Raw genomic sequence first — 19,574 nt, 5'->3', positions numbered from 1 at the left:
ATTTATAATTAATTTAATCATTTAATTAGTATTATTATATATTATTTGCTCCTTAAAGACTATTTGTACTTTATTCAAATAGTCTTTAAGGAGTTATTTACAAACTTACAGCTTCAGCTTTTTTAGCAGCACGGGCTGACTTTCTGGCTTGTTTTTTCTCTTCGTGTCGTTCGAAGAGGATATAAATCGTAGGAATGAGTAATAAAGTGACAAGGGTTGAAATACTGAGTCCTCCAAATACAACAATACCCATTGGCTGCATGGTCTCACTTCCTTCGCCGAGAGCAAGCATTTGCGGTACCATAGCTAAAACGGTAGTAAGCGTGGTCATTAGTACTGGGCGTAGTCTGGTTGCAGAACCGTGAGCTACAGCGTCTATAAGACTTATGTCACTTTCTTTACGAAGCTGTTCAATATAGTCAATAAGTACAATACCGTTATTAACAACGATACCTACCAGCAAGATAATACCGATAAAGGCAGGGATGCTTAGTGAAGAACCTGCAAGGGCTAAAGACCAAACCACTCCAACAAAGGCAAAAGGTACCGAGAACATAATGATAAACGGTTTTTTAAAAGATTCAAACTGAGCAACCATAACCATGTAAACAAGAATAACAGAGATACCTAATGCTTGTGCAAGGCTAGCAAAGGATTCCATCATCATTTCCATATTACTGCCTGATACAAGGGAATAATCTCTAGGAATATTAAGGTCAGAAGTCGCTTCCAGAACAGCTGCTTGAGCAGTGCCCATGTCCAAATCTTTAAGGGTAGCAGAGATGCTTATGGAATAATTGCCATCGGTTTTAGAAAGACTCCTAAGACCGTCAGCAAGAACAATATGTGAAAAAGCACCAATAGGGATATTTTCACCAGAAGCTGAACGCACCTTGAGATTGAGCAAATCATTGACACTTTGAATCTTTTCATCTTCAAGCTTTAAGTTAACATCTACGGTATGTCCATCAATTTTAGCAGTAGTTACAGTGCTGCCTTCAATAGACATACGTAGCATAGAGGTAACAGTCTGGGTATTGATGCCCCATTCAAGAGCTCTTTCGGTATTAATCTTAATTTGTGCTTCTTCCGTTGTGTCAGAGAGGCTGCTCTCTACATCTTGAAAACCTTCAAGACCTCTTATTCTCTCTTCAACTTGTTTAGCCAGGACTTCCAGAACATCTAGGTCAGGACCTTGAACATTAATAGAGTAACCACTGCCTCCCATACCTCCCATGCTGCTGTCAGTCATAGAAACCGCTATTTTACAGTCAGGAATAGTCGCAAGCAAAGTCCTAATGTCGTCGGAGACTTCAGCTGTGGATCTTTCTCTCTCTTTTTTATCAACTAGATTCACAGAAATAGAGGCAGTGTTATTGCCACCACTCATCATACTCCTCATATTGCCGCCGGAACCAAGAGAAGAAGTGGTATTTTTTATTTCAGGAATAGCTGAAAGCTTTTCTTCTGCCATTGTGAGGTAATAATCACTAGATTCTAGGCTAAGTCCTTTAGGGAGCTCCATAGAAATACTGAGGGCTCCTTCATCAGCTACTGGCATTAAATCCATACCGATAGAAGACATTTTCATAAAAGATACAATCAAAATGACAAGACTGCCAATGATGACGATTGATTTATGAGTTAAACAGAATTTTAACAAATGTTCATAACCATTTTTAACTTTATCAAAAATAGGTGAAGGTTTTTCTATCACCTCTTTATGTTTTTTACCTGTACTTAGTTTGGCAAAAAGGCTGGGCACTAAAGTGATGGACACAACGATAGAAAAGAGCAGCGAATAGATGATAGACTGTGCCAAAGCACCAAACATAATCTTAGCTATGCCAGTTGTAAAGAAAATAGGTAAAAATACTGCTACAGAAGTAAGGGTAGAAGCTAAAATAGCATTGGTAACTGAGGTGGTGCCAACGATAGCTGAATCATGTATCCCAAGATCAGTAGAGTGCCGTTTATTAAAAATATTTTCGATAACAACAATGGAGTTGTCAACAACCATTCCTACTCCCAGTACTAGACCACCTACTGTAATCAGATTAAGGGTTTGACCAGAGAAGTACAACGCAGCTACAGCGCCAATGATAGAAAGAGGAATAGCTACAGCTACAATAACAGAAGCCCTTAGGTCCTTTAAAAAGAGCAGGATAACAATAAGAGCAATAATAGAGCTGAGAGCAAGAGTACTCCATACATTATTCATTGCAGAATTGATGTATTCACTTTCGTCATTAACAAGAGCCAAGGTATAGTCAGGGTTAGCAGTATTGAGTTTTGCTAAAGTCTTTTTGGCATCTTTCATAACCTGTACAGTATTGGCAGATTGTTGCTTATTAATAGATAAAAGTAAGCTGTCAACACCGTTATAACGATAAATAGAGGTTTGATCTGCATACCCATAAACAACATCGCAGACTTTATCTAATTGAATTGTTTTGCCAACAGCATTGGGGATCTGTAAGGCTTTAATCTGTTCTAAAGAAGTGAGTTCTTCAGCGGTTCGAAGGGTGATTTTGTTTTCACCCTCGGTAATGGTACCATAGGGAACTGTTAGATTACTGGACCTTATAATACCTGAAATCGTATCCAAAGTTACACCGTAGCGTTCAAGCATGGTGGAGTTGGCAATTACAGAAATCTCTGCAATAGAGCCACCTTGGATGTCAGCCGAGGTAATACCTTGTACCTGCTCAAAAGCAGGCTGAACAATATCTTCAGCATAACGCATAACAGTTACATCATCTAAATCACTGGTTATGACGAGTTGACTGATAGGCATAGCCGTAATATCAATTTGTGAAACAGTAGATTTATTAACACCATCTGGTAAATTAGCTTGAACTAATTCTACCTTATTACGCACATTATTAAGTGCTTCGATCATATCAATATCAAATTCAAATTGCAAAATAACAACTGAAACACCTTCCATAGAGTAGGAGACAACCGTGTCAACGCCGTTAACAGCAGACACAGCATCTTCCACCACTTTAGTTACTTGGGTATCAATATCTTCAGGACCTGCGCCCCCCCAAACAGTACTAACGGAAATAACAGGGATTTCTATATCTGGCATAAGCTCTAACGGCATTTTAGTAAAGCCCATATAACCAAATACAATAAGCACACAAAAGACCATAATAATAGTAAGAGGCCGTTTAACAGATACTTTCGTTACATTCATAAGTTTACTCCTCCTTTTCTACAGGGAAGAGGCTGTCACCATCTTTAATCAGTGAAATATTACCTATGACTACACGGTCACCTTCTTTAATACCTTGTATAATCTCTACGCTATAGGCATCAGAAAGTCCAGTCTCTACAGGGGTTTTAACAGCTTTATCGTCTGTACATATGTAAATATATTTTTGATCATCCTCTTCAAAAACAGCTTTTTTGGGGATGGTCACAGCGTTTTCAGTTTTTTCAGTAGTCAACCTGATGTCTATAGCCATTCCAGCAGGTAATTGATGTGATGTATTATCAATGGAAATCTTTACGATATAAAGAGAACTTCTGGAGTCTGTCACAAGAGAAACGTCTTTAACCACACCGGATAGGATTTTGTCAGAAACGTTGACAGAAACAGTATCCCCGGTTTTAAATTTATTCATATCCATCTCAGTAACTTGTAAGTCAACTTCCAATGCATTGAGATCAGAAATAATAAAAGCAGGCATAGACTGTGAAATCATTTCATTATCATTAAAATTAACAGTAGTAATAATGCCATTAGCAGGCGCCGTTAAGGTAAGTTTATCCAGATTACTAGAAGCAATCTTGTAGGAAACCTCTGCTTGTTCCAGTTGCTTTTTAGCCATAGCTTGAGATTCAGGAATCGTCTGATTTTTAGAAGTTTCATAAGCTTTTTTAGCATTATTTAGCTGCTGTTCTGCCTGGACAAAGGCGAGTTCAATCTTTTTAAATTGATCTTCGGAGATGCCGTCAGACTCATAAAGCTGTTTGTACATATCATAGTTTCTTTTAGCTTCTTCATAACCTATTTCAGCTAATTTGAGACCATTTTCCAGCTGATTAAGCTGGTTGTCTACGCTGCCGCCTAAGGCATTAGTATAAGCAGCTTTAGCAATTTCTAGTGCAGCTCTGGCCTGATCTACTGATTTATTAGCATCAACAGCTTTAATGCTGAGCAGTTTATCACCCTTTTGAACTTTTTGACCTAAGGTTACATAAACTTTTTCAACTGTACCCGCCATTTCAGCAGTAACTGCAATTTCTGTAGCTGCTTGTGTTCTACTACTAAAGGTATCAGAGTTTATAATTGAGGCCTTTTTAGCAGAACGGACTGTAACTGCAGTTGGTGGTGGGGTAACAGCAGCAGGTTCGGCATTATTTTTGCCACACCCGTTTAAGAGCACTATACTACCAAGTAGTAAAAATAACTTCAGTTTTTTCATTTTTTTTATATCCTCCCATAATTTTAATACTTTTATATAATAAATGGAAAATATAGCTTAGTGATGTAGAAAAAATAAAAAAGAATAAAATTTATCCATAGAAAATCCATAGAAGGTTGCTATAATCACATTAAAACAAAACTTTAGATTTTTTAAGAGGAGGCATTTTAATGGATTCACATAAAAGAAACAATAATCATAAGACTGAAAAAATAAGAGGATTCAACCCTTTAAAGTATATAGGCATGATGGGCGTTTGCTGCATACTGCCTATACTTATAGCTGTTATCTTACCGTTTTTACCATTTGGTAACCTTGGAGCTAATAGAATAATTGCAGCTATTGTGCCTTTTATTTGTCCGATCATGATGGGACTTATGATGCTAGGACTGCTTAGAGATGGTAAAAGTCATAGCTGTTGTTCACACAACAAAAAAGAAGAGACTAATGAAGAAAAGTAGAGAGTATTATTTAGTATAATTATGTAACTATAGTTACGGAGGTTTCCTTATTATTCCATTATAATGAAGTTATTAATAAGGAGGCTTAGATTATGACAAATATAAATAATTTAGAAAGACAGCATAGAGAAATATGTGAGGCAATTAATGAAATTAAAAGTTTTATAGGCAAAAATAATATAGAACAAGATTCAGGTGAGATTGCCAAGTTAATTAGCTTATTAGCTGGTAAACTAAAGATACATCTACAATCAGAAGATAGGTTTCTCTATCCTAGTTTATTAAATAATTCTCATTCTGAGATTAAACAAATAGCAGAAATTTTTATACGCGATATGGGAATGATCAGTACAGATTTTGAGAAATACAAAGAGCAATTTAATACACGGAACAAGATCATCAACAATAAAGAAAGATTAAAAAAAGAAACTGATGTGGTTTTTAAGATACTTACAGACCGCTTAAATAAAGAAGATAGTCAGTTATATCCATTAATAAAAGCTCAAGGATAATGATGGTTTTATAAGATAGTTTGTGTATGAAAGATAGGTACACAAACTATCTTTATTTTATTTTTAAAAAATATTTAATGCTAGAAAAAGTGGAACAATTTTCAAAGAAAATACGTCTATTAAAGAAATTGCAGATGTTCCTAGAAAACATCAAATAAGATTTAGAATATTACCGGAGGTGATCAGTATTTTATTGTTGTTCCTTTTATAAGGTGTTAAACTATAGGTGTATAATGATTAGTTATAAAAATTGGAGGGGATGAGTTTATGAATATAAAAAAGATAGCAGCATTTTTTCTTATAATAATGTTAGTGCTTCCGACTGCTGTATGGGGGGATAACATGGATAAAGAACTTAGTCAGCTTATTACTTCTGTAAAAAACAAAATAAATGTTCCAAGTGAGCTTACAGAATTTCGATACAGCTTAGATGTTCAAAACGAAGAGACAAAAGAAAACTTATATAGATTATCATGGGAAGATAAAGCGTATAAAATAGGTAGTGTACAAGTAGTGGCCGAGAAAAACGGCAATATTGTTAATTACTCAAAATATATGTATAACAAAGAATATAGCATCCTTGCAAAAGTATCTTATGAAGAAGGACTTAAAAATGCTAAAAGTTTTTTAAGTAAAGTAGCAAGTCATTATACTAAGCAGTTAAAATTACAGGAGCAAGTTAATATTAATCAAAGCAATACGCATGAATACAGATTTGATCACTATGTAAATGATGTTAAGGTTTCTGGTGAAACGGTTACGATTCATGTTGATAAACAAACAGGAGAAGTAGTTAATTTTTATGGTATTTCAACCTATAAAGGTACTTACGGTTCGAACCAAGCTGTAGTTACTTTAGAAAAAGCAAAAGAGAGCTACTTAAATCAAATAGGCGTTTCATTAATACATCATATATATTATGATTATGAGTCAAGAACGATAAAGAGTTTCCCTGTGTATGAAGCTAATAATAGACAAAGTAAGGCAATAGATGCTAAAACTGGACAGATTATTATACCTTTTAGGGAAAACATATTTTATACAACAGCTAAAGAAGATGCAGCAATGGGAGTAGCACCAAGAGATGCTGGCAATGTGCTTACACCCGAGGAGCAAAAAGTGGTAGATGAAATAAAAGGATTGATTACAAAGGAAAAGGCGGTAGAAGGTGCAGTGAAATATTTTCCAAAGTTAGAAAAAGCTTCTATTGTTAATGCTTACCTTAATAAATCAGTTTACGAAAATCAGTATACTTGGCAGATTCATCTTCAGAATGATACTCTTGTGGCTTCTAGCGGAGTATCTGCGCAAAAAGAAGTCTTGATGATTGCAGCAGGAGACATAAAAGCACCAAGTAATAGCTATAATATGAATTTATCTGTTGATGCTAAGACTGGAGAAATTTTAAGTTACTCTAGCTATCATAACTATGAGCCTAAAGAAAGTACTGCTTCTGAAAGTCAAATAAAAGCCAAAGTAGAAACCTTTCTAAAAAGTATAGCAAAAGATAAGTTTGCACTTACTAAATACCAAGAAATAGAAGAGTATACAGGACCTATACCTCTAGATATGAATCAGTCTTTTAAAAGCTATTACTATAGAAGAACAGTAAATGGGATACCGGTACAAGGCGATGGTCTTAGGGTAACTTATGACGTTGAAAATGATGAAGTAACAAGTTATTCTAGTACTTGGCATAAGGTAGCTTTTAAAGATGTTACTAAGGTAATAGATAAACAAAAAATAATAGATCAGATAGGTCTTGAACTAATGTATATTAATAGGGATAGTAAAACGAGAGTACTTGCTTATGCACATCAAGAAAGTTACATGACTTTTGATCCTTATACAGGTGAGCGTGTAAATAGCTATGATGGTAAACCCCTTCAGCAATCAGCAAAAACGGCTTATGATGACATTAAAGGGCATGCAAAAGAAGATATTATCAAAAAGCTGTATGACAGTGGTATTTATCTTCCAGGTTCAAGCTTTAAGCCAGATACAAATATTAATCAATATGATTTCTTAAGATTAGTTTTAAGAATAACTGAGGATAATATAACAGAAGATGAACTTTATGACAGAGCGATTAATAGAGGTATAATAGAGAAAAAAGAAAAAAACAAGAATCTAATCATCACTAAGGAACTCGCTGTAAAGTATCTTATTAATAGTACAAATTATAAGGAAGTAGCGAAGCTTTCTGAGATCTATGCCTATCCTTTTAAAGACGAAAAATCAACAGCAAAAGAATTGAAAGGTTATATAGCACTTGCTTATGGTCTTAAAATCGTAGAACAAGACAAAACAATCAATTTTAATCCAAAGGCGAAGCTTACACGAGCAGATGCCACGGTCATGATCTACAATCTGCTTTTACTTGATAAGTAACATGTTGCAAGAATGTGTTAATATCTTAGAAAAGGGCTATAACTTTGAAAGTGAACAGGTCTTTAGAAAAGATAAAGAAAGAAGATTATAATGATGAAAAGGATAACAAAAATTAGTCTGCAAAAAACTAAAGGAAGGTACAATTTATTTTTAGATGAGCTTTTCTTTTGCGGTATTAGTGAAGAAACCCTTATTAAGTTAGAACTTAAAAAAGGGATGCAAGTAGATGAAAAAGAACTAGAGGCTATTTTAAAAGAAGAAAGTCGCAATCAATGTTTTAATTATTGTATAAAGCTTTTAACGAGACAAAATTATTTTGAGAAGGTTTTAGTTGATAAATTAAAACAAAAGGAATATTCTGAAGAAGACATTGCATATGCATTAGAGAAGTTAAATACCTATCACTATATTGATGATGGAAGGCTTGCTGAAGCCTTTGTTAAAGATAAAAAAAGATTTTCTAAAAAAGGGCCTGCTTATATTGCACAGGCCCTTAGAATGAAAGGAATTGACCGGGATACCATAGCCCAGACAATTAGTGAAAATTATAGTGAAGAAGAAGAACTTCAAAATGCCAAGCAGTTAGCCCTTAAAAAAGTTGATGCTTACAGACGTAAGTGTGCGGATTCATATGCTATCAAAAATAAAATGTATGGCTACTTATTGCAAAAGGGATTTAGATCTGCCATTATTAGTAAAGTGCTTGATGGGATCTTAAGTGAAGAAGATCATTTTTGGGAGGAATAAAAAATAGAGGAGGGTTTTTATGAGGTATACCATTTTTGGCAATAATTTGCCGGCAGTATCTATTAAGCTAGAGACTGGAGAAAGTATTTATACGCAGTCAGGGGGGATGACCTGGATGACTGAAGGCATCACAATGAGTACAAATATGAAAGGTGGACTTATGAAGGGGCTTGGCCGGATGCTTACAGGAGAGTCTTTATTTATGGCAACTTATACTTCTACATCACCTAACTCAGAAATTGTTATTGCTTCATCTTTTCCAGGAAGTATTCTAGTTCTCGATGTAGATGCAGCGCACCAGTATACTTGTCAAAAAAGTGCTTTTTTATGTGCCGAGCCCCAAGTGCAATTAAGTGTTCAGACAACCAAGGGCATTGCATCTGGCTTATTTGGAGGCGAAGGCTTTTTGCTTCAAAGATTATCTGGATATGGCAAAGCTTTTATTGAGATAGATGGAAGTCTTGCAGAATATAACTTAAGACCAGGTGAAGTTTTACGGGTAGATACAGGCAATGTAGCTGTTTTTGAATCAAGTGTAAGATACGAAGTAGAGACGGTTAAAGGCTTTAAAAATATATTGTTTGGCGGAGAGGGATTGTTTTTAACAAAACTCATTGGACCCGGAAAGGTATGGCTGCAAACGATGACGATGCCAAGCTTTGCAAGCCGTATTCTCCCCTACCTTCCGCATAGAAACGAATAGCAACTAACAACTAATTTAAGCCTGATGAATATAATGAAAAAGAGATAAATGCAGTAGGCAGGCTTAAAGCAGGTGGTCATTATAAACATACAAATAGGTCATTGGGGATATATCATAGGGATAGTGGTGATAGGTATGTTCAGTACTTGGATAATCTTTAAGACTGTCAGGAAAAAAAAGTCGCACAAAGAGATTTCCAATTACATTATTATTTCAGAAGATAAAACACTTTTTAATCATAGACTTCTTTTGAAATATTTTGATGGCATTAAGTCATGGGAATATCCTATAAAAACTAAAGCCGTATTAGAAATTAAGATTGTTGGCACATTAACAGAAGGGACACTACAAGCTATTTTAGTTGATGAATGCAGCATGCCTATTAAAATTTTTAAAAACATGAATAATAATACATTCAAATATATTGCACAAAGAGATGGTAAGTTTATCATCAAATTGATTGGCTATCAGGCAAAAGGTAAATTTGGTATAGAATGTAAAATAACAGCTTAATACGAACGAATGCTCTTAGGTTATTTAAAGAGCATTTGTTTTTTTTATTCAGGGATGATGTACATCAAGTAAAAATGTCTTATAATAAGAATAAATGTTCTTTAAGTGTAATAACAAGGAAGCGGGTGGCATATGAAAATAGGATATGATATTTATGAATCAAGTTTAATTGGTCCCATTGGAATGATTGTATCAGATAGGGGGCTTGAAAGAATAATGCTTTTTGAAGAAGAAATTGACAGGTACTTAAAAGAAAATACTTTTTGCAAAAGAAATGAAGGTCTGTGTAAAGAGATAAAACAACAGATTGATGAATATTTTAAAGGAGAGAGAACATGCTTTAATTTTGCTATGCATATAGAAGGTACACCTTTTAGAGAGCAAGTATGGCAGAATCTAGCGCGTATTCCTTATGGTACAACAATCTCATATAGTGAACTTGCTTCACGGATAGGCAATCCTAAGGCCGTAAGGGCAGTGGGCGGAGCTAATCGAGCAAACCCTATTCCGCTTATTATTCCTTGTCATAGAGTGATTGGCAAAAATGGAGAAATGGTAGGTTTTGCAGGGAGTAAAGTTGATACGAAAATAAAACTGCTTGAACATGAGCATCGTTACTTAGCTTAAGTAGGTCAGAAGTAGACTAGGGAGTTTATATGAAATTAATTATAGGTTTATTTAAATTAGTATTTTACATGATTAAAATGGTCGTTCAGACAATTATATTTTTAGGATTAATAGGTTTATGTATTTTTGTCTATGCAAGATATATAGAACCAGAATTACTCATTATTCATGAAGAAGTTATTATATCTGAGACACTAAGTTCAGACCGTAAAGCACTAAAGATCGCCCAGTTTAGTGATACGCACTTAGGCGAAGACTATACACTTAATAATCTTAAAAAAACAGTTGTAAAGATAAATGAAAATACACCAGATATTATCGTATTCACTGGAGATTTGATAGATAATAATAAAGAATATGAAGATGCGGAAGCCATTATTAGAGAGCTCACTGCCTTAAAAGCCAAACTAGCTAAAGTTGCAGTGTATGGCAATCATGATCATGGCGGAAATGGAACCCGCAGATACAAGCAGATTATGGAGCGTTCGGGTTTTATACTGCTAGATAATAGTAGTTATATAATAGATTTAGGCAATAATCAAAAGATAAATATAATGGGTATTGATGACTTACTTCTAGGTAGTCCTGATATCAAAAAAGCTACCCAAAATATAAATAAAGCGCACTATAATGTGTTTATATCTCATGCGCCAGATATAGCTGATGAGGTGAAAGCTTATCCCATAGATTTACAGCTGTCAGGACACAGTCATGGAGGACAGGTAACAATTCCGTTTATAGGATCGCCTCTTACACCACCTTATGCTAAGAAATATATTAAGGGGATGTATGAGATAGAAGGAAACACACGCATGAGGCTCTATGTCAATTCTGGACTAGGTACAAGTCAGTTAAAGTATCGATTTCTTAATATTCCTGAGATTACGGTTTTTAAATTAGAATTCAAATAATAAAAATGAATAGATGAAAACAAATAGAAAAACATATTTGAATAATTAAGCCAAAAGAACTGATAGAGGGTGTTAATTTTGAATATAAATTTACAAACGTTCTTCAAGAATAGACAGCAGCAGATAAGAGGCATAAGGGATATAAGGGTGTTTCCAAGATTAATAGTCTCTTTCGTACTATTAATTATATCTCCTCTAATTATTTCATTTGTTTTTTACTTTTCTAAAGTTAGCAATGCAATGGTAGAAAAAACAGGTAATATGATGGTACAGAATTTACAGCAAGTAGCAGATAATCTAGGTAATAAAAATTTTACTTTAGAAAATGAAATTATACAGCTTAGCCGCGTTAAACTGATTCAATATATCCTGAAAAACTATCATTCGTTAGATACAGCAACACTCTATGAAGTCAAACAAGACATTCATCAATTTGTAGCAGGACAAATGTCCTATCTTAACCAGACCTCTCAGATTACTCTATATACCCGAGATTATGATTATATCGTAGCCTATGGTGGAATGAATAAAAAATATGAAATAACAAAAGATGAGCTAAAGAAAATTATAGAAGGGACAAAGAAAAATAAGCAAAGAACATTGTTTAACATAACAAAGGATAAGGGACAGCTTATTATTTCAATTGAAATAAAAGATACTAAAACCAACATGCCTATTGGGTATATGTTAGTAAGATTAGATGAAACCTATTTTAGTCAAATGTATAGATATTTGTATCTCAAAGAGCATGAGACAACATTTATCATTGATCAAGAAAATACTATTATATCAGGAGGGTCACAGTTTGGAAAAAGAGGCGAGCGTGTTAAAGGCGTTAATTTATTTCAGGAGATAATGGATACAGGTAGTGAAGATGATAGTAGTTTTATAACAACAATAGGTGATAAAAAATATCTGTGCAGCTTTGCAGCCATTAAGAATTTAGATATGTATATAGTAAGTTTAATACCTACAGTATATCTGTATCAAGAGGCATATGCCTTCTGGATTTCTACGGGTATTGTATATATCATTACATTAGTAATAGCTATAATAGTGGCTTATTTGATCGCGAAGAGTATTTCGAGTCCTTTGCAACAGTTAACAGCAGCCATGAACCGTGTGAAGAGTGGTACGCTACTTGCTACGCATATTGATCCATATAGAGATGAAATAGGCATGGTGGTTAATAACTTTAATGAGATGGTGATGCAGCTTAAGCAACAATTACTAGCCATTCAACATACAGAAAAACAAAAAAGAAAAATGGAACTCAAAGCACTGCAAGCGCAGATCAACCCTCACTTTTTAGTTAATACCTTAAACAGCATTAAATGTCTTACAGCTATACAAAATACTCCCAATATAGAAGAACTAATATCAGCCCTTATTAATCTGGTGTACCAAGCTATGAGTAAAGGTGACGATATGATTACAATAGACCAAGAAATACAGCTTGTAAAAGACTATATGACGATACAGAGATATAGATATTTTGATAAGTTTGAAATTATTTATGACCTAGATGAAAAAGCATTAGGCTATAAGTTGCCAAGACTCTTATTGCAGCCAATTATAGAGAATGCAATCATTCATGGGCTTGCACCTAAAGATGGGGTTGGACTTATTAAAGTTAAGATAAGAGATGAGAAAGAAGAGATAAGGATAACCGTAATAGATAATGGTGTGGGCATATCAGAAGAGAAAATTTCAGAAGTTTTAAAAGATAGTATAAAAAATAAGTCTAAATCTGCATTTACAAGTATAGGAATAGCTAATATTGACAGTAGAATAAAGCTTATTTATGGAGAACAATATGGTGTTTATATTTCTAGTACACCCCATATGTATACAAGTGTAGAAATCAATATTCCTAAAATGTAAGGGGGAAACAGTATGTATACGCTTTTAGTAGTGGATGATGATATGTTTTTTAGGACGAGCCTAATCAGCATTATAGAACAAACGGAGTTGCCAATCAATCAGGTTTTTGTGGCAGGAGATGGACAGGAGGCTATAGATTTTTTAAATCAGAAAAAAATAGATATAGTTATCACTGATATGAGTATGCCAAATGTTGATGGTGTTCAACTTATAAGATATATTAAACAAGTATTTAATCACATAAAATTTATAGTCCTTAGTGGATTTGATGATTTTTTATACGTAAAGGAAAGTATACAGCTTGGAGCAATTGATTATTTATTAAAACATAGCCTTACCGTAGAAAGCCTACATAATATTTTTAAGAAAATACAAGAAGAATTTAAAAGACCCTCAGAACTCGAGCAAATTAAAAAGAACATGGAGCTTTTAACTCCACGTCTTAAATATGATTTTATACGAGAATTAATTGTGGGAGACATACAAGACGAGACAGTGATCAAAGAGTTTATGGAGGATGCACAAAACAATCTCAGCTTTTCAAGTTATGCAGTAATAGCACTTAAAATAGATGACTATTTTATAATACAAGAAAAATTTGATTCTTTAAAAGCTATATCAAATTTCCAAAAAAACTTTTTAGCAATATGCCAGCAAACAATAGATACATTTGGCTGTGGCATAATATGCCATGTTCAAGAAGGTGATTTTGCAGCGGCAATATCACTCGGAAATATTCATAGTGAACTTGAACTTTATAACATACTGAATGAATATGTATCACGTTTAAGAGCTTGCCTTAAAAGGTTCATGAATATAACCTGTTGTTTTGGCATTGGAAAAATATCTAACAACTATATGAATATGCATGCGCAGTATTTAGACGCAGTTAAGAGACTTCAGAACACATTTTATGGCGGAAAAGATAAAGTTATAACGAGCGTCAGTACTAGTATTCCCATGGTCATTCATCCAGGATTAAGTATGGAACTCGAAAGTAAGATTTTAAAATATGTCTACAAAGGAGATGCCTTAGCTTTAGAAGAAGAATTTGATCACTTATTTAGTGAAATAATGACCAATAAATATTCGGCACAATCTGTTCAGATGTTAGCCATAGAATTAATTAATCTTATTAATAAGATTTGCAGAGAGGCAGATATAACAAAAGATAAAATTTTTGAAGAAGATATACAACCTCATATAAAAGTATATCAATATCAGACATATGGGGACCTGCACAAATGGTTGAGTGATATATTTAAAAAGGTGACACACTATATGTATAAGGTACTAGATAATGATTATTGTGAAATAACAAAAAAAGCTTTAGCCTATATAGATAATCATTTCGGAGAAAGTATTTCTTTAAATGAAGTGGCTGGGTATCTGAATATTAATAGTGCCTATCTTAGCAGAGTATTTAAAAAAGACATACAAAAAGGACTGACAGAGTACCTTAACCACTATCGTATTATAAAAGCTCAGGAACTCATTCGAGGAAGCAATATAAAAGTAGTAGATATCTATAAAGAGGTAGGGTTTTCTAGCTATAATTATTTCTTTAAAGTATTTAAAGAAGTAACAGGAATGACTCCTGTTGAATACAAAAATAATAAATTATAATCAATAGAGAGTATTCCTATTGGTTATTTTTTATGTAAAAAAAATAGAGTGTTAGTAAAAAATGTGTAGTTTAATCCAAGTGAATTTAGAATTACTATATAAATATACTAAAATGTATAAAAAAGTACAAAAACAGGGGGTAATTTATGAAAAGATCGATGTTTAAAGTAATAGGAACAATACTGGCAGCTTCAATGTTTGTGGTGTCAGGCTGCAGCATGACACCACCAAGCAAGCAAACAGATACTCAGGCAGAAACTAAAACAGAAACTAAAATCGTATCGGAAGAAACAAAAAAAGAAGAAAAGAAGACGCTTAAAATAGGATTTACAGTACAAAATTTAGCTAACCCTTATTTTGTAGCTGTTGTACAAGGGGTACAAGATTATTGTGAAGAAAATGGCATAGAAGTAACAATACATGATGCGAAAGCAGATCCTAATGCACATATTAATGCCATAGAAAATTTCATTGCTCAAGGTGTAGATGCAATCATGGTTAGCCCAGTTGATCAAATTGCTCTTGAGCCTATTGTGAAAAAAGCACAAGAGGCGAATATTCCAGTTATTTCAGTTAATCAAAACGTTGAAGGAAGTTCTGCTCTTATTGCTTTAAATGAATATGACTATGGATTTGCAGGGGGGAAAATAGCAGGGGAATGGATTAAAGAAACATTAGGCGGTAAAGCAAAAGCAGCTATTCTTATCTACCCAGAAATAATATCACTTGTTGACAGAGGAAATGGCTTAAAAGAAGGTATTTTAAGCGTATGTCCAGATGTAGAGATCGTTGCAGAGCAATCTGCAGCTGTACCTGAAAAAGGAATGACAGCAGCAGAGGCTTTCTTACAAGCACATCCTGACTTAAATGTCATTGCAGGTATTAATGATGGAGGTGCCTTAGGCGCATTTGAAACATTTGCAGCAGCAGGAAAAACTAAAGATAATGCATGTATTGTAGGACTGGATGCAACAGAGGAAGCTATCAAAAAGATTAAAGAAGGCAGCATGTATGTTGGAACAGTTGATATTGATCCATACGGAACAGGGAAACTTGCAGTGGAGACAACACTTAAAGTACTAGAAAGCGGGCCAATAGTAGAAACTGTTAAGATTCAGATGGTCCCTGTTACAAAGGCAAATATTGATCAGTATTAATAGTTTGAAATCTAAGAGCGGCAAAATGCCGCTCTTGGATTTTAAAGCAAAAAGGAGGGACCAAAGTGAATAGTACGGTGCTTGAATTAAAAAATATTCGAAAGTTGTATCCTGGGGTAGTTGCTTTAGATGGTGTTTCGATGACATTTAAAAAAGGAGAAGTTCATGCTATTGTAGGTGAGAATGGTGCAGGGAAATCAACTTTTATCAAATGTATAACAGGCGCGATAGAGCCTACAGAAGGAGAGATTATTTATAAAGGAGAATTTATAGCCCATAATAATCCTGCAAGATCTTTAGAAATGGGAATATGTGCTATCTATCAGGAATTTAATCTTATTCCTTATCTAAATGTGGCAGAAAATATTTTTTATGGCAGATATAAAAAAAGGGGCATGTTCGTAGATTATGAGAGCATGTATAAAGAAACAAAAGAAATATTAGATGATCTAGGTGTAAAAATTGATCCTAAAACATTGGTCAAAGACTTAACAATAGGGTATCAACAGATCATAGAAATCGCTAAGTCTATATCAAGGCGCGCAAAAGTTATTATTATGGATGAGCCGTCAGCCCCGCTAACAAATAGTGAACTCATATATTTATTTAAAATGGTTGCAAAATTGAAAGAGAGAGGCTGTGCTATTATTTACATCTCTCACAGATTAGAAGAAATCTTTGAAATTTGTGATAAAGTAACTGTATTTAGAGATGGAAAATATATTCAAACACTATCCGTATCAGAAACGAATAAAGAAGAACTCATAACACTTATGGTAAACAGAGATCTTGGAGAGCAATTTCCACCTAAACAACTTGCTAAGAAAGACAAAATATTAGAAGTTAAAGGACTTAATACAGATATTATAAAAGATATTCATTTTGAAGCTTACGAAGGTGAAATATTAGGTTTTGCAGGACTAGTTGGAGCAGGAAGAACAGAAACAGCAAGAGCTGTATTTGGTGCAGACAAGATAAAGAGCGGAGAGATTTTGTTAAATGCCAACAAGCTCAATATTAATTCGCCAAAAGATGCTATAGCAGCTGGTATTGGCTTAATACCAGAAGATAGAAAACAACATGGCGCATTATTGCATATGAGCATTCAAGAAAATACAACTTATGCCCATTTAAGTAACTTTGCGAATAGATTTGGACTTATTGATTCTAAGAAAGAAATAAAGATAGTTACTGAGTATAAAGAAGCTCTAAAGATTAAAACGCCTTTTCTATCCCAAAAAGTAAAGAATTTAAGTGGAGGCAATCAGCAAAAAGTAGTGCTTGCTAAATGGCTTATTACAGATTGTAAAGTACTTATATTTGATGAACCAACAAGAGGAATAGATGTAGGAGCAAAACAAGAAATTTATCAGCTAATGATAGAGCTTGCAAAGCAAGGCAAAGTTATCATCATGATTTCTTCTGAAATGCCAGAGCTCCTTGGTATGTCAGATAGAATAATAGTTATGCATGAAGGTCGTATAACAGGTGAGCTATATAGAGAGGATGCAACGCAGGAAAAAATATTAAGCATGGCATCCGGTGGACAGGAGGAAGTAGAATGAAAAATAAAGTTGATTGGTCAAAATATGGTATACTCGCAGCGCTCATTGCACTCATTGTGTTTTTTTCAATAGTGACAGATTCATTTTTAACATCTGTTAATATTATGAATGTACTCAGACAAGTGGCTATCATAGGGATGTGTTCAGTAGGCATGACATTTGTTATTTTAACAGGGGGAATAGATCTTTCAGTAGGGTCAGTAATAGGTGTCTCAGCTGTAACTGCGGCTACACTTATGGGTGGAGGAACACATCCGATACTCGCATGTTTAGTAGCACTTGTAATAGGGTTTGTAATAGGATTAATAAATGGTGTATTAATTAATGAACTAGATATGTTTCCTATGATAGCGACATTAGGTATGATGACATTACTAAGAGGCGTGGCATACTTAATCAGTGGAGGCAAGCCAGTATATGGCATTCCTAAATCATTTTTATTCTTAGGCCAAGGCTATATATCTTATTTTCCAGTACCCGTCATTATTATGGCCATAGTATTTATAGTTGGATTTATCATACTTAATAAAACAGTTTTTGGCAGGACCGTCTATGGAACAGGCGGGAACCAAGAAGCTTCCAGACTTTCCGGAGTATCTGTTAAGAAGGTAAAATATAAGATTTATGCGATAGAAGGAATCCTTGCAGCAGCAGCAGGTATTATACTTGTTTCACGTGTAAACAGCGGGCAGCCAGCAGCTGGACAAAGCTATGAAATGGATATTATTACTGCCTGTGTATTAGGCGGCGTAAGTATTAATGGTGGAGAAGGTAAGATTGGCGGCGTATTAATTGGTGTACTCATTATGGGTATTTTAACTAATGGTATGATTCTTATGAATGTTAATGAATTTTGGCAATGGGTAGTCAAAGGCGGCGTACTGCTTCTGGCAGTAGCAATAGATAAAGTTTCTCAAAAATATAAAGCTAAAGTTGTCTAGCTATAAAACTAAGGAGGTAATACATATGTGGCATTTAGACTTAGAAGCAAAACCGGATTTTATGGAAGCAATGAAAAGAGTGTATGCATGGTATGATAATGAAATATTAGATAGACCCCCTATTAGGTTCTCAGCACATAATGAAGAATATAGCCATGTGGACACGCTTAATAAATGGAGCAATCTAAAGGAAAGATGGTATGATACTGAATATCGTGTTGAAAGTTTTATTAAAGGTTTAGAAAGCAAGAAATTTCTAGGAGAAACTTTTCCAGTATTTTGGCCTAACTTAGGGCCCAATGTATATGCAGGTATTTTAGGCGGAGAAATAGAGTTCGGAGATGTTACATCTTGGGTACATCCAATTGTTAAAGAAAAAGAAGATATTCATAAAATAAAGTTTAATATGGAGAGCGAATATTTTAAGAAGTTAGAAGAAATGACACGCTATGCTTTGACACGATGTAAAGATAAATTTATGGTAGGTTATACAGATCTTCATCCAAGCCTAGACTGCGTTGATGCCCTAAGAGGAACGACAGATGTTTGTATGGATATGTATGATGATGAAGACTTTGTCAAACAATTAGCAGATAAATGTTATGTGGATTTTGAATTTATGTTTAACTACTTCGATAAGATGCTGAAGGAACATAATCAATTATCAGTAAGCTGGATGAATATTCCATCCTTTGAAAAAATGCATATACCAAGCTGCGACTTATCTGCCATGCTTTCCAATGAGTTTTTTAAAGAATTCTCCTTACCTTATGTTAAAAAAGAAGTAAAACTTGCTAAACATAACATATTCCATCTTGATGGCAAAGAAGTAGCTAACCATTTAGATGATATTTTAGCCATTGAAGAAATTGATGCAATTCAATGGGTACAGGGAGTAGGAAATAATAAACCTATCATGCAATGGATACCGCTCATTAAGAAATGCCAGGCAGCTGGTAAAGGGGTCGTAGTAGATTTAGAAACGTATGAATTGGAAAGTTTTATTGACGCAGTAGACCCAAAAGGAATTTATTTATGTATGAACGTAACAGATACCCAGACTCAGAAGGATATTATAAAAAGAATAGAGATGTGGTAAT

At 34.2% G+C, this 19,574-nt stretch carries 16 protein-coding genes; 14 read left to right on the top strand and 2 right to left on the bottom strand.

Translation table 11 applies throughout. From position 1 onward, the window contains the following. Positions 1-97: 97 nt before the first annotated feature. Positions 98-3,202 carry an efflux RND transporter permease subunit gene (locus tag BN3326_RS15905; protein ID WP_070000256.1) on the bottom strand — a complete coding sequence of 1,035 codons (3,105 nt, stop codon included), beginning with the start codon at positions 3,200-3,202 and terminating at the stop codon, positions 98-100. 4 nt (positions 3,203-3,206) lie between these two features. Beyond that, positions 3,207-4,436 (bottom strand): efflux RND transporter periplasmic adaptor subunit, encoded by a 1,230-nt coding sequence (locus tag BN3326_RS15900; RefSeq protein ID WP_070000255.1) that lies wholly within the window; start codon positions 4,434-4,436, stop codon positions 3,207-3,209. Between the two features lie 170 nt (positions 4,437-4,606). Between BN3326_RS15900 and BN3326_RS15895 the strand changes: the two genes are divergently transcribed. From BN3326_RS15895 to BN3326_RS15830, 14 genes are all read left to right on the top strand, one after another. After that, positions 4,607-4,897, top strand: a complete 291-nt coding sequence (locus BN3326_RS15895) for a hypothetical protein (protein WP_070000254.1) — start codon at positions 4,607-4,609, stop codon at positions 4,895-4,897. A gap of 92 nt (positions 4,898-4,989) precedes the next feature. Further along, positions 4,990-5,409, top strand: a complete 420-nt coding sequence (locus BN3326_RS15890; protein ID WP_070000253.1) for a hemerythrin domain-containing protein — start codon at positions 4,990-4,992, stop codon at positions 5,407-5,409. Between the two features lie 267 nt (positions 5,410-5,676). Then, the gene (locus BN3326_RS15885; protein WP_070000252.1) at positions 5,677-7,800 is read left to right on the top strand and encodes a YcdB/YcdC domain-containing protein; all 2,124 of its coding nucleotides are present in this window, start codon (positions 5,677-5,679) and stop codon (positions 7,798-7,800) included. Positions 7,801-7,893: 93 nt separating this feature from the next. Continuing rightward, positions 7,894-8,547: a regulatory protein RecX gene (locus BN3326_RS15880; protein WP_070000251.1), complete on the top strand. Its 654-nt coding sequence runs from the start codon at positions 7,894-7,896 to the stop codon at positions 8,545-8,547. A 19-nt stretch (positions 8,548-8,566) separates the two neighbouring features. Continuing rightward, positions 8,567-9,250 (top strand): TIGR00266 family protein, encoded by a 684-nt coding sequence (locus tag BN3326_RS15875; protein WP_070000250.1) that lies wholly within the window; start codon positions 8,567-8,569, stop codon positions 9,248-9,250. Between the two features lie 72 nt (positions 9,251-9,322). Continuing rightward, entirely contained in the window at positions 9,323-9,763 is a 441-nt protein-coding gene (locus BN3326_RS15870; RefSeq protein WP_070000249.1) for a hypothetical protein, read from the top strand. Positions 9,764-9,895: 132 nt separating this feature from the next. After that, positions 9,896-10,390 carry a methylated-DNA--[protein]-cysteine S-methyltransferase gene (locus BN3326_RS15865; RefSeq protein WP_070000248.1) on the top strand — a complete coding sequence of 165 codons (495 nt, stop codon included), beginning with the start codon at positions 9,896-9,898 and terminating at the stop codon, positions 10,388-10,390. 29 nt (positions 10,391-10,419) lie between these two features. Beyond that, complete coding sequence (locus BN3326_RS15860) at positions 10,420-11,301, top strand: metallophosphoesterase (protein ID WP_070000247.1); 882 nt, start codon at positions 10,420-10,422, stop codon at positions 11,299-11,301. Between the two features lie 240 nt (positions 11,302-11,541). Continuing rightward, complete coding sequence (locus BN3326_RS15855) at positions 11,542-13,185, top strand: sensor histidine kinase (RefSeq protein ID WP_207646360.1); 1,644 nt, start codon at positions 11,542-11,544, stop codon at positions 13,183-13,185. 12 nt (positions 13,186-13,197) lie between these two features. After that, on the top strand, positions 13,198-14,811 hold the full coding sequence (locus tag BN3326_RS15850; RefSeq protein WP_070000245.1) for a response regulator transcription factor: 1,614 nt from the start codon (positions 13,198-13,200) through the stop codon (positions 14,809-14,811). A gap of 146 nt (positions 14,812-14,957) precedes the next feature. Beyond that, entirely contained in the window at positions 14,958-15,968 is a 1,011-nt protein-coding gene (locus BN3326_RS15845) for a sugar ABC transporter substrate-binding protein (RefSeq protein WP_070000244.1), read from the top strand. A 65-nt stretch (positions 15,969-16,033) separates the two neighbouring features. Then, positions 16,034-17,533, top strand: a complete 1,500-nt coding sequence (locus BN3326_RS15840; RefSeq protein ID WP_070000243.1) for a sugar ABC transporter ATP-binding protein — start codon at positions 16,034-16,036, stop codon at positions 17,531-17,533. Beyond that, positions 17,530-18,474 (top strand): ABC transporter permease, encoded by a 945-nt coding sequence (locus BN3326_RS15835; RefSeq protein WP_070000242.1) that lies wholly within the window; start codon positions 17,530-17,532, stop codon positions 18,472-18,474. The genes BN3326_RS15840 and BN3326_RS15835 overlap by 4 nt, the downstream gene beginning before the upstream one ends. Before the next feature lie 25 nt (positions 18,475-18,499). Beyond that, a complete protein-coding gene (locus BN3326_RS15830; protein ID WP_070000241.1) occupies positions 18,500-19,573 on the top strand; it encodes a uroporphyrinogen decarboxylase/cobalamine-independent methonine synthase family protein in 1,074 nt (357 codons plus the stop codon). Position 19,574 lies beyond the last annotated feature (1 nt).

It is taken from the genome of Cellulosilyticum sp. I15G10I2 (assembly GCF_900095725.1).
Classification (GTDB): domain Bacteria; phylum Bacillota; class Clostridia; order Lachnospirales; family Cellulosilyticaceae; genus FMMP01.
Note: the sequence above shows the minus strand (reverse complement) of the source record. Positions and strands in the feature narration are given on the sequence as shown.

Bases quoted from the DNA above. Each gene is read 5' to 3' on its own strand.
- BN3326_RS15875 (WP_070000250.1), top strand. From the start codon at position 8,567: ATGAGGTATACCATTTTTGGCAATAATTTGCCGGCAGTATCTATTAAG.
- BN3326_RS15855 (WP_207646360.1), top strand. From the start codon at position 11,542: ATGGTAGAAAAAACAGGTAATATGATGGTACAGAATTTACAGCAAGTA.
- BN3326_RS15900 (WP_070000255.1), bottom strand. From the start codon at position 4,436: ATGAAAAAACTGAAGTTATTTTTACTACTTGGTAGTATAGTGCTCTTA.
- BN3326_RS15905 (WP_070000256.1), bottom strand. From the start codon at position 3,202: ATGAATGTAACGAAAGTATCTGTTAAACGGCCTCTTACTATTATTATG.
- BN3326_RS15830 (WP_070000241.1), top strand. From the start codon at position 18,500: ATGTGGCATTTAGACTTAGAAGCAAAACCGGATTTTATGGAAGCAATG.
- BN3326_RS15890 (WP_070000253.1), top strand. From the start codon at position 4,990: ATGACAAATATAAATAATTTAGAAAGACAGCATAGAGAAATATGTGAG.
- BN3326_RS15835 (WP_070000242.1), top strand. From the start codon at position 17,530: ATGAAAAATAAAGTTGATTGGTCAAAATATGGTATACTCGCAGCGCTC.
- BN3326_RS15885 (WP_070000252.1), top strand. From the start codon at position 5,677: ATGAATATAAAAAAGATAGCAGCATTTTTTCTTATAATAATGTTAGTG.
- BN3326_RS15865 (WP_070000248.1), top strand. From the start codon at position 9,896: ATGAAAATAGGATATGATATTTATGAATCAAGTTTAATTGGTCCCATT.
- BN3326_RS15850 (WP_070000245.1), top strand. From the start codon at position 13,198: ATGTATACGCTTTTAGTAGTGGATGATGATATGTTTTTTAGGACGAGC.
- BN3326_RS15845 (WP_070000244.1), top strand. From the start codon at position 14,958: ATGAAAAGATCGATGTTTAAAGTAATAGGAACAATACTGGCAGCTTCA.
- BN3326_RS15860 (WP_070000247.1), top strand. From the start codon at position 10,420: ATGAAATTAATTATAGGTTTATTTAAATTAGTATTTTACATGATTAAA.
- BN3326_RS15895 (WP_070000254.1), top strand. From the start codon at position 4,607: ATGGATTCACATAAAAGAAACAATAATCATAAGACTGAAAAAATAAGA.
- BN3326_RS15880 (WP_070000251.1), top strand. From the start codon at position 7,894: ATGAAAAGGATAACAAAAATTAGTCTGCAAAAAACTAAAGGAAGGTAC.